General features: G+C 68.2%; 9 protein-coding genes and 1 pseudogene. 2 read left to right on the top strand and 8 right to left on the bottom strand.

Features of this window, described 5'->3' with window-relative positions:
• Positions 1–352, bottom strand: a pseudogene (locus ACFQRJ_RS13550) (ABC transporter permease); the annotation flags it as partial.
• A gap of 30 nt (positions 353–382) precedes the next feature.
• Positions 383–1,837, bottom strand: coding sequence for a sulfatase-like hydrolase/transferase (locus tag ACFQRJ_RS13545; protein ID WP_377019697.1), 1,455 nt, complete (start codon positions 1,835–1,837; stop codon positions 383–385).
• 337 nt (positions 1,838–2,174) lie between these two features.
• Here ACFQRJ_RS13545 and ACFQRJ_RS13540 point away from each other — a divergent pair, with 337 nt between their 5' ends.
• Positions 2,175–3,461: an extracellular solute-binding protein gene (locus tag ACFQRJ_RS13540; RefSeq protein ID WP_377019696.1), complete on the top strand. Its 1,287-nt coding sequence runs from the start codon at positions 2,175–2,177 to the stop codon at positions 3,459–3,461.
• Between the two features lie 38 nt (positions 3,462–3,499).
• Entirely contained in the window at positions 3,500–4,525 is a 1,026-nt protein-coding gene (locus ACFQRJ_RS13535; protein WP_377019695.1) for a LacI family DNA-binding transcriptional regulator, read from the top strand.
• 288 nt (positions 4,526–4,813) lie between these two features.
• On the opposite strand, the gene ACFQRJ_RS13530 is transcribed toward ACFQRJ_RS13535, so the two are convergent.
• The 6 genes from ACFQRJ_RS13530 to ACFQRJ_RS13505 all read right to left on the bottom strand — a co-directional run bounded on the left by ACFQRJ_RS13530 (position 4,814) and on the right by ACFQRJ_RS13505 (position 9,741).
• A complete protein-coding gene (locus tag ACFQRJ_RS13530; RefSeq protein ID WP_377019694.1) occupies positions 4,814–6,349 on the bottom strand; it encodes a hypothetical protein in 1,536 nt (511 codons plus the stop codon).
• Positions 6,350–6,418: 69 nt separating this feature from the next.
• Positions 6,419–6,793, bottom strand: coding sequence for a type II toxin-antitoxin system VapC family toxin (locus ACFQRJ_RS13525; RefSeq protein WP_377019701.1), 375 nt, complete (start codon positions 6,791–6,793; stop codon positions 6,419–6,421).
• Positions 6,794–6,798: 5 nt separating this feature from the next.
• Positions 6,799–7,062: a type II toxin-antitoxin system Phd/YefM family antitoxin gene (locus ACFQRJ_RS13520; RefSeq protein WP_377019693.1), complete on the bottom strand. Its 264-nt coding sequence runs from the start codon at positions 7,060–7,062 to the stop codon at positions 6,799–6,801.
• Between the two features lie 118 nt (positions 7,063–7,180).
• Positions 7,181–7,516 (bottom strand): CHY zinc finger protein, encoded by a 336-nt coding sequence (locus ACFQRJ_RS13515; protein ID WP_377019692.1) that lies wholly within the window; start codon positions 7,514–7,516, stop codon positions 7,181–7,183.
• A 94-nt stretch (positions 7,517–7,610) separates the two neighbouring features.
• Positions 7,611–8,642, bottom strand: coding sequence for a proline racemase family protein (locus tag ACFQRJ_RS13510; RefSeq protein WP_377019691.1), 1,032 nt, complete (start codon positions 8,640–8,642; stop codon positions 7,611–7,613).
• Entirely contained in the window at positions 8,632–9,741 is a 1,110-nt protein-coding gene (locus ACFQRJ_RS13505; protein WP_377019690.1) for an alcohol dehydrogenase family protein, read from the bottom strand. The genes ACFQRJ_RS13510 and ACFQRJ_RS13505 overlap by 11 nt, the downstream gene beginning before the upstream one ends.
• Positions 9,742–9,899 lie beyond the last annotated feature (158 nt).

Raw genomic sequence — 9,899 nt, 5'->3', positions numbered from 1 at the left:
CCTTCATGCCCTGGTTCAGCACCACCGCCAGCAGCAGCGCCGCCAGCAGCTGCAAAGGCGTACCGACGAACACGTAGATGAACGTGACCACCAGCGAGTTGTGCAACCGCGAATCACCGATCATCTCCTTGATGTTCGCCAGCCCCACGAACTCCGGCGGAGCCAGCAAGCTGTAATCGGTGAAAGCCAGGGCGAACGAGGCGATCATCGGGATCAGCGTGATCCCGAGGAACCCCAGCAACCACGGCAGCATGAACAGCATCGCCGGCTTGTTGTCGGGGTGCTTCTCCTTGACACCACCCTTCTGGCGGCGCCGCGACGCCAACTGCGTCAGCTCTCCCACAGCGCTCATGAGTGGCCTCCTCTCCTACCGCAGTTCGACCTACGCCCAGCGCCAGTTGTGGGGCCGGGTTCGTGGGGTGTAGCTGCCGGTCGGCAGATCGTCGGCCACGCGCATCATCCATCGCACCAGTTGCCGATCCATGGCAGACAGCAGCTCTCGGCACTGCGCGTCCTCGCTGAGGTCGTGGAGCTCGGCCGGATCCGCCTCCAGGTCATACAGCCAATGCCGTCCTCGATCGTCGACGACGAGTTTGTGGCGCCCCTCGACGAGCATCCGCATCTCTCCGCCCATCGTCACGCTGTTGAGCTCGTCGAATCTCCGTCCGCTGTAGGGGAAGTGCAACGGCGGCCTGGAGTCCTCGTCGTAAGAGATCCCGCCGTAGCCGAGTTCGCCGAAGATGCTCCCGAACTCGTCGCGGGGCGCCTCGTCGCCACGCAGCAGAGGAGCGAGCGACCTGCCCTGCACTCCGACCGGGATCTGCCCCGTCACGCACTCCGCAAGAGTCGGCAGCAGGTCGACGATGGAGACCGGTTCACTGCGTGTCTGCCGGGCCACTCCCGGCCCGGTGAACGCGAACGGGATACGCATGAGGGCCTCAGGCATAGCGGCGCCTTTTCGCTGCAGGCCGTAATCGCCGACGAAGTCCCCGTGATCGGTGAGGAACACGAATATCGTGTCCTCGGCCACGGGCGCCAGATGATCCACGAGCCGGCCGATCTGATCGTCGATCAGGCGCAGCATGCCCATGTAGTTCGAGCGGTACCGCCGCCATAGATCGTCGTATCCGGGTCGCTTCTCCTCGATGAGATGACGTAGCCAGCGGAACCGCCAATCCAGCAGATGAAGATCGTCGGCGTCCGCGATGCGCTCTGGGACCTCGGAATCGAACATGCCGAAATACGGTTCGGGGACCTGGTAGGGGTTGTGCGGCTCCGGGAAGGAGGCGAACAGGAAGAAGGGCTTGTCCTCCGGCGCTGCGTCGAGGGAGGCGATCGCGCTGTCGACGATGCGGTGCGGCAGCTGCGCGCTCACGGGGAACGGCGTGGGCTCCTCGGCGACACCGTGGTCCAGTTCGTGCAGCCAGGCATCGAACTGCTCGTGCACGGCGGTATCTCGTGGCCCGCCGTCGTGGAAGTACGGGCCGGAGTAGCTCTCGAACCTCGACGGCTCGGCATGCATATGCGGCTTTCCGCTGAAGTGCAGTGAATACCCTGCGTCGCCGAGGACGTCCAGAAGATCCTGCTCATACGTCGCGTGCTTCGCATTGCTGTTCTGGCGGACCCGATGGGCAGTGGGGAATCTCCCGGTCAACATGCTCGTGCGAGCCGGAACACAGAGAGGTGAACTGGTGTAGGCGCGCTCGAAGCGACAGCCGTCCGCCATGAGAGCGTCCAGGCGCGGCATGGTGTCGGGGCCGCCCTCGCCGGCGGTATAGCCGACGCGCTGCTGGTCGGTCATCAGGACGACGATGTTCGGGGACGCGCGGTGCTTCATCAAGGCCTCATTGCTCACGACGCGCCCCGCCGATGTGCGGCGGGGCATTTGCTCGGCGCGACGTTACAGCGCTGTAGGCCCGGCTGGCAAGAAGGAGATCCCGTCGTCTCCGCATCGTGCAACGAGCATGCGAGCTTAACCAGCTTGAGACGAGACCGTACTCGCAGGTCAACATTTCACAGTACGCATCACAGCAACCGCAGCACCGTGGTTGGTCGCAAAACTTCCTCCAGATACACCTTGCTCGCCCGATCTACAGCGCTGTAGATTGCCGTCCGACGAGCACCGGACGATCCCGCCGCGCTCGGACTTCGATGAAGACCAATGGAGGTCCACGATGACCACGCTCCCCCGCCGAGCCCTTCTCGGCACGTTCGCAGCCGCCGCCACCGCCGCTGGGCTCGCGGGCTGCAACCCGAACCAGGGCGGTGGCTCGAGCCAGGATCTGCGAATCTCCTGGTACGGCGGGCAGCCCGTCCACGAGGGCATGGAAGGGGCACTCGATGCCTTCTCCCAGGACCATCCGGACCTACAGATGACGACGGAGAAGGCGCCGTTCGACGACTATTGGGACAAGCTGGCCACGCAGGTGGCCGGCGGCGAGGGCCCCGACCTGATCCGTATGTCGATGAGCTGGTTCCTGGAGTACGCGGAACGCGGGGCACTTCTCGATCTCGAGTCGTACGCGGGCGATGCCATCGATCTGACCGCCCTCGATGAGGAGGCCGGGGAGAGCGGGCGCACCGATGACGGACTGTTCGGCGTCGGGCAGTCCTCGATCACGCAGGCGACCTTCCGCAATCCACAGCTCGCCGCTGAGTACGGGCTCGACCTGCCCGAGACCTGGGCGTGGACTGACTTCACGGAGTTCTGCCGCGAGTTCGCAGAGACCGCGGGCCCCGGCAAGTACGGAGCCACCGACTCCGGCGGTGACATGCAGCTCTTCGGAGTCTGGGCACGGCAGCACGGGACGGATCTCTTCGATGGGCAGGACCTGGCGGTCGAGGCCGACGTGATCGAGGAGTGGTGGGCGATGTGGCAGGAGCTGCGCGATGACGGAGCGGTTCCGCCACCCGAAGTGACCCTCGAGAGCTCCGGATTCGAGCAGTCACAGTTCGCCACGCTCAACGCGGTGATCACCTCCGGCTGGGTCCAGCAGGCGACCTTCTATCAGCCCGTGATGCCCGATCATCCGCTGGAGGTCACCGATGTGCCCGGTCTGACGGCGGGCGCACTGGACGGGCAGTTCCTGAAAGCTCTCGATCTGTGGTGTGTGCTCAGCTCTGCGAAGAACCCTGACGGAGCCGCCGAGCTGATCGACTTTCTCCTGAACGAGCCGGCTGCCGCGACGTCCATCGGCGTCACCCTGGGAGTGCCCCCGTCGCAGGCCGCCCGCGACGCGCTGGAGCTCCCCGACGACTCCGCCGAGGGCAAGGCGATCGCGTATGTCGAGTCCGTGCGCGGGCGCACCGGCCCTCCGCCCGCGCCGTGGCCGACGGGGTACGGGGCGCTCCAGGGCTCCGAGTTCCCCAGGTTCAATGAGGCCGTCGCGTTCGGTTCGAGCACACCGGCCCAGGCTGCGGCAGAATTCCACGAGTTCGCGCGGACGGCTCTGAACGGGTGACACGTGCTCGCCCAGTGCGCGCCAATACACTGGGGACCGTGTCCCCCACCCCTCCGGATCGCCCACGGCTCGTCGACGTCGCCGAGCTCGCCGGGGTCTCGATGAAGACGGTATCGAACGTCATCAACGGCTACGCCTACGTCTCGGAGGACACCCGGGACCGGGTGCTGACGGCGATCGAGCGAACCGGTTACCGCCCCAATCTCTCCGCGCGGAGTCTCGCACGAGGACGTTCCGGCTTCATCGCCCTGGTGGTCCCGAGACTCGATATGCCCTACTTCGCCGTGCTCGCGGCGCGCGTGATCTCGGCGGCCGAGGCGCTCGGCTGGTTCGTCCTGATACATCAGACCGACGGGGACTCGCGCGCCGAGCGCGATGCGTTGGAAGGTCAGTTTCCCCAACGCGTCGACGGCCTCATCGTCAGCCTCCACAGCCTCGGCGCCGAGGACGTCGCACGGCGCAGATCCTCCATACCCTTGGTGGCACTCGGGGACCGGGGCCTCGGTCCCGATGTCCCCCACGTCGGGATCGACAACATCGGCGCCGGCAAGCTCGCTGTGCGGCACCTCGTGGAGTCAGGCTGCCGCCGGATAGCCATGATCGGCTCGGGCATGACCCATCGCAATCTGCGCGCCCAGGGGTTCTTCGAAGGGCTGCTGGATGCCGAACTGGCGCTGCTGCCGGAGCTCATGCGCCCGATCGCGGGCAACTCCGGGGAGGAAGGCGAACGGGCGACCACGGAGCTCCTGGCCGAGATCGACGAGCCACCGGACGGCATCTTCGCGGTCACGGACTGGGTGGCCTTCGGGGCGATGAGAGCTCTGGACCACCATGGATTGCGGGTCCCCGACGATGTCTGCGTGATCGGATTCGATGACATCCCCTACTCTCCGTCGTTCAATCCGTCCTTGACCACGATCGCACCGGATCGCGAGGCCATCGCCTCCCGCGCGGTCGATCTGCTGGCCGATCAGATCGATGGCGGGTCGCGGAGCAAGGCCATCCGGGAGCAGGCGGAATTCCGGCTGGTCGTCCGCGAGAGCACCCAGCGCACAGCCCGGTAGGGTCGCGGGGTGCCGGCAGATCAACTCGCGGCCCAGGTGGCAAGCGGTCACTTCCGGGTTGAGGGGTGACGCCGACGTCAACTCGAAGCTACTCGCAACTACTCTCAATTTGTTCGAGTAGCTTCGAGTCCGGTGACCGGTCGGCGCGACCGGCCTCGCCTCCCGTCACGCGCGGCAGTCCCGCTTGCGTGAACTCATCCTGCAGGGCAGGCCGGCTCCGGTTGCGCTCGGATGATCTGCGTGCCCGACGCCGTACAGGCCGCAGAGGCGAGACTCGCGAGGACCACGTCACCCCGAGCCGAACTCGTCGTCCAGGATGCCGATCACGCTGGTGACCGCGAGGAACAGGGCGAGGTTTCCTTCGTAGTGCCTCTCGTGACCGTCCTCGGCCGGGCGCCCGTCCAGCAGTCCGTAGCCGACGAGCCGTTCGAGGTCGCTCTCGGTGCGCCGCAGGCGCATGAGCTCGTCGATGCTGCGATCACCCGAGGGCACGGTCATGAATCCCGGCAGGTCGAGTCCGTCGGGATCTGCCGCGAGCATCAGGGCCGCGAACGTATCGGGGCCGCCGCGCAGCGTCATCTCCTCGTCGTCCTCCATGGCCAGGCTGAGCAGCAGCAGCGAGATCACGGAGCGGCCGAACTCGGCGAAGGCCTCCGCATCCTCGTCGAGGGGCACGTACGGCACCGTTCCCTGGGCGCCGGGGCGCACCCGCGTGCTGGTCACAGTGATCCAGCCGCCAGTGACCAGCGCGACCCAGGGACCGGCGAGCTCAGGGATCTGCCACATCGTCGTCACCGGACGCGGACCGGTGTCGACGCCCCAGTCCCCCACGAGGGTGTTCACGTCGGCCCGGCGCAGCGCTCCCGTCGAGGTCACCTGTCGGCCCTCGCCGACGAACTCCAGCAGGCTCGCCGCCCGACTTATGAGCGGGATCTGGTGGTGCAGTGCGCCGAGCGCACGCGGATCGCCGAGTGCTTCTCGCAGCCGCTCCAAGCCGGCAAGGTCCTGCCCGTCCCGATCCGGCAGGAACCAGGGCCACTCCGCCATGTCGTCGTCCGGGATGGTTCCCTCATCGAACTCGTCGAACGGGTCGGCGCCGCCCGCCGCGGGCGGGAAGAAGGCCGAGCCGCTCCCGGGCGCCGGCGCTCCCGCCCCCGCGCCCGCGCCGGACGTCGGCGCGCCACCGCGGGCACCGGGGGCATAGGGCGTGGACGGGTGCCGCAGCTGTCCGGTGTCGGAGAGCTGCTGGCGCTCCTCCTTCGTGAGTGCGGTGTTGTACCACTCCATGAAGTCGGCGATCCCGTCCGGGTCCTCGAGCGTGACGCCCTGCCTCGCCGCATAGGTGAGGATGTTTCCGCTGAACGAGCGTCGGCCCGGGTCGTCGGCCGCCTCGAGCACATCGAATTCGAGATCGGCCAGCGCATCCTGCGCCTCACCCACGGTGAGCCCTTTTCGGTTCCAGCGCCCCGCCGATTCCAGGAACCCGAAGTACTCCCCCAGCGCCGGCACCTGCTCCATGGCGAGCTCCCGCGGCTGGATGACCTTGCGGGGCACCACCTGGGTGAGCAGCACCTCGATCAGCTCCTGGGTCCAGAAGGTGGGGTCGGGGCTCTCGAGCTGGTCGGCCTTGAGCTCCAGCAGCGTCTGCACATGCGAGGCCTCGTCCTCAGCGAGGTTCTCCGGGACGTACTCGGCGCGCCACGTGACGAACTGGGCCAGCAGCGCCGGGCGATCTCGCTCAGCGCGCCTCGCGGAGATGTGGTGGCCGCTCCGTACGTGGTTTCCCGTGCGCTTCGGACCGCGACGTCGCTTCTTCTTCGGCATGGGGCCATGATGCCTGGTACGGACGGTGCGACCCAGAACTCGCCACACCGGCCAGACACCCGTCCCGCTCTACCCACACTCGAGGCTCAACTCCAACCCGAACCGCTCCGCCGCGGCCGCCAGCTCCCTGTCGAACGTGGCCATCGCCGCCATCGCCTCCCCATAGAGCAGTGCCGTGGACAGGTGCAGAGCATCCATCGCCCGCAGGCCGGAGCGGAGCGAGAGGGCATGGTCGATGACCTCGTCGTCGACGGCGTCGAGGTCGACCCTGCTGACGATCGCCTCGACATCCGCGTGGGAGCCGCCTCGGCGATCGACAGCTACGTGCAGCTCGACCTCGAGCAGCCGCGAGGAGATCAAGGCCGTTCCGCCGCGGAAGAGCTCCTCGACCTCCGCGACCCCGGGCTCTCGACTCAGCAGCGTGTAAGCCGCAGAGGTGTCCATGTAGATCACAGCCGCTCTCCGCGCATGTCCTCGATCATCTGCTGCGCGCTCCACCCACGGATCGGGGAGGAGATCTCGGGAACGCCCCGCTGAGCCGCAGGACGGAGGGCGCCGCTTGCCGCTCGTCGAGCACGCCGGTCGGACTCGACCGGTGATATGCGCGCGATCGGGGCCCCCCGGTCCGTCACGGTGACGTCCTCACCGGCCTGAACGCGCGCGAGGACCCGGGCGGTCTGCTGGTTCAGTTCGGTGCGCGTCACGTCGGCCATGAGACCATCCTAGCCGTTGCTACTACTTCTAGTACTTACCTGATGTGGACAGAACGTGGCGGGCCGGAGCTGGCCCCCACGGAGCGGCGCGTGCCTGCGTGCGATCCGCCCCCGCGAGCTACTCGAAGTACATGTGATGGTGCAGCGCGCACCCCGGATTGGAACCGGCTCCGCATCGCGGGCACCGATTCGACGACTCGACGTACTCATCGATCGTCAGCTCGCTCCAGCACACCCCGCACAGAATGGCCTGTTCCCCCCGAGACCCGGCGGGCCACGGGAAGGAGGCGTGGCCCGCGGTCTCCTCGTGACACAGATGGCACGGGTAGTACTCGCCGCAGCACGCGAAGCGGATGGCGATCACGTCCAGCGCCGTCCCGTAATGAATGCACCGTGTCTGCGCATCCGCCGTGGGCCCGTGCACCACCGGCACCGTCGCCTCAGGCTCATTCATCGCGCCACCGAGGGCACCACCGCGCCGACGGGCGGCTCTCCACCCGTCGGCCGGTTCGCGCCGTCCCGTCGGCCGGTCCTCTCCGTCCCGCTGCTCACGGCGTCAGCAGGCTCTCCAAGTCCGACGTGTCCACCAGCGGATCATCTAGGTCCACGGTGATCCGCGAGTGCGCCATGAGCCGAGCCCGCCCGGTGATCGTCGAGTCCCACGCCGGGAAATCGCCCACGGTGGTCTCGCCCATCACGGCGCCCACGAAGCGGTTGCCGCGCGGGGAGATCGTCTCCAGCGTGTCCCCGGGGGCGAGGTCTCCCTGCCCGGCCATGAGCGCCAGCCGCGCCGAGGTGCCGGTCCCCGTCGGGCTGCGGCAGATCACGCCCGGATGCACGTACGTCGCCGAGCGGGACTCGACCTTGCCGCTCTCCAGCGTGCGCACCCGCCCCATGAAGTGGACGAACGGCAGCGGGCCCACGTCCCCCAGCGTCGGATGCTCCTGGCGGAGGCCGGGGCGGGCCTTGCGCACGAACGCGTCGCCGAAGGCGGCCAGCGCGATCTGTTCGTCGGCCGTGAGCTCGAAGCCGTGGGCGCCGGCGTCGACCATGGCGAAGTAGGCGCCGCTCCAGACCAGGTCGAACTCGACCCGGCCGTAGTGGGGGACGTTGACCGACAGGCCGCGTTCGGCGACGTAGGCGGGCTCGCCCTGGGTGGTGACCGACTCGACGCGCCCGTCGACGTTGCGGGCGGTGATCCGGGCCAGCCCCGCGGGGGATTCCAGCACCACCTGCTGCAGGCCCTCGGTCATCGGGATGATGCCGCTCTGGAGCAGAGCGGTGGCGGCGCAGAGGGTGTTGGAGCCGGAGTACATCGGGTACCCCATGGCCTCCATGATGATGTAGCCGGCCTGGGCCTCGGGGTGGCCGGGTTCGACGATGAGGTCGACCGACATCGCCGGGTCACCGTAGGGTTCCGAGAGCAGCAGCCGGCGCAGCCCGTCGCCCTCCTGCTGGAGGAAGCGCGCCTTCTCCAGGGCGGTGCGTCCCGGCAACGGCTCGATGCCGGAGGTGACGATGCGGCTGACGTCTCCGCCCGCCTGGGTGTCGATCAGTTCGATCACGCGTTCACGATGCATGCGGTGCTCCCACGTTCTCCCAGTGCCGGTCGGGCACGACGACCAGGTTGCCGATGTACGTCTTGCCCATGAAGGTGCGCTGGGCGTCGTGGAAGTCGGAGAGGCGGAAGGTGCGATCCAGCAGCGGCCGGATCGTACCGTCGTTGATGTAGCCCGCCAGGCGCCGGAACGCGGTGCGGGTGCCCTGCGAGGAGCCGTGCAGCTCGAGCTGCTTGAGGTACATCGTGCGCAGGTCCAGGTCCACCACCGGTCCGCCGATGGCGCCGGCGGTGGAGTAGCGACCCTCGGGGCGCAGGATCCGCAGCAGGTCATTGAACATGGGGCCGGCGACGAGGTCGGCGACCACGTCCACGGGGGCGTCGACGACGTGCTCGACCTCGGCGACCAGGTCTCCCGCGCCGCGGAGGATGACGTCCTCGGCGCCGATCTCGCGCAGCGCGTCCTCCTTGCCGGGGCTGGTGACGGCGTAGGGGATCGCGCCGCGCGCCCGCGCCAATTGGATGATGGCGGAGCCGACGCCGCCGGAGGCGCCGGTGACCAGCACCCGCTCTCCCTCGGCCAGTCGGCTGCGCACCAGCATCTGCTCGGCGGTGAGGTAGGCGCAGCAGAAGGTGGCCAGCTCCGCGTCGGTGATCTGGGCGCTCATCTCGTAGGCGTTCTCCGAGGGGACCGCGACGTACTCGGCGTAGCCGCCGTCGCGGCCGTGACCGATGTAGTCGATATCGGCCAGGGACTCATCGCCCTCGGGCCGGTTGTAGATGCTGAAGTCGACCATCACGCGCTGGCCGATGCGGCCCTCGTCGACGGCCTCGCCCACTGCGGCGATCCGGCCGACGATATCGGTGCCCTGGATGCGGGGGAACTCCAGCGTGGAGCGGCCGCGCCGCCACGAGGAGACCTCCTGCGGCTCCGTGTCGCTGCCGTAGGCGCCCTCGCGCACCCACACGTCGGTGTTGTTCATCCCGCACGCGTGCACATCGATCAGCACTTCGCCGGCGGCAGGGCTGGGCGTGGGGACATCACTGGAATAGACGAGCTGCTCGAGCCCGCCGTGGCCCACGAGCTGGACCGCGCTCATCGTCTGCGGTATCGACGTCATCGATGGCCTCCCGTACTCGGATCGCGCGGCCATGCGGTCGCGCGTCATCAGGGACGATTCCCGCCTCTGGCGATCGAGTCTAGGGGCGCGAGGTCACGGTGGCGTACCCCGCTCTCGGGACGCGGATGGGTGGGCACCACCTCTCGCAGCAGCGGACG

The organism is Brachybacterium sp. GCM10030252 (assembly GCF_042666535.1).
Classification (GTDB): domain Bacteria; phylum Actinomycetota; class Actinomycetes; order Actinomycetales; family Dermabacteraceae; genus Brachybacterium.
This window is presented reverse-complemented; position numbering and strand designations above follow the sequence as displayed.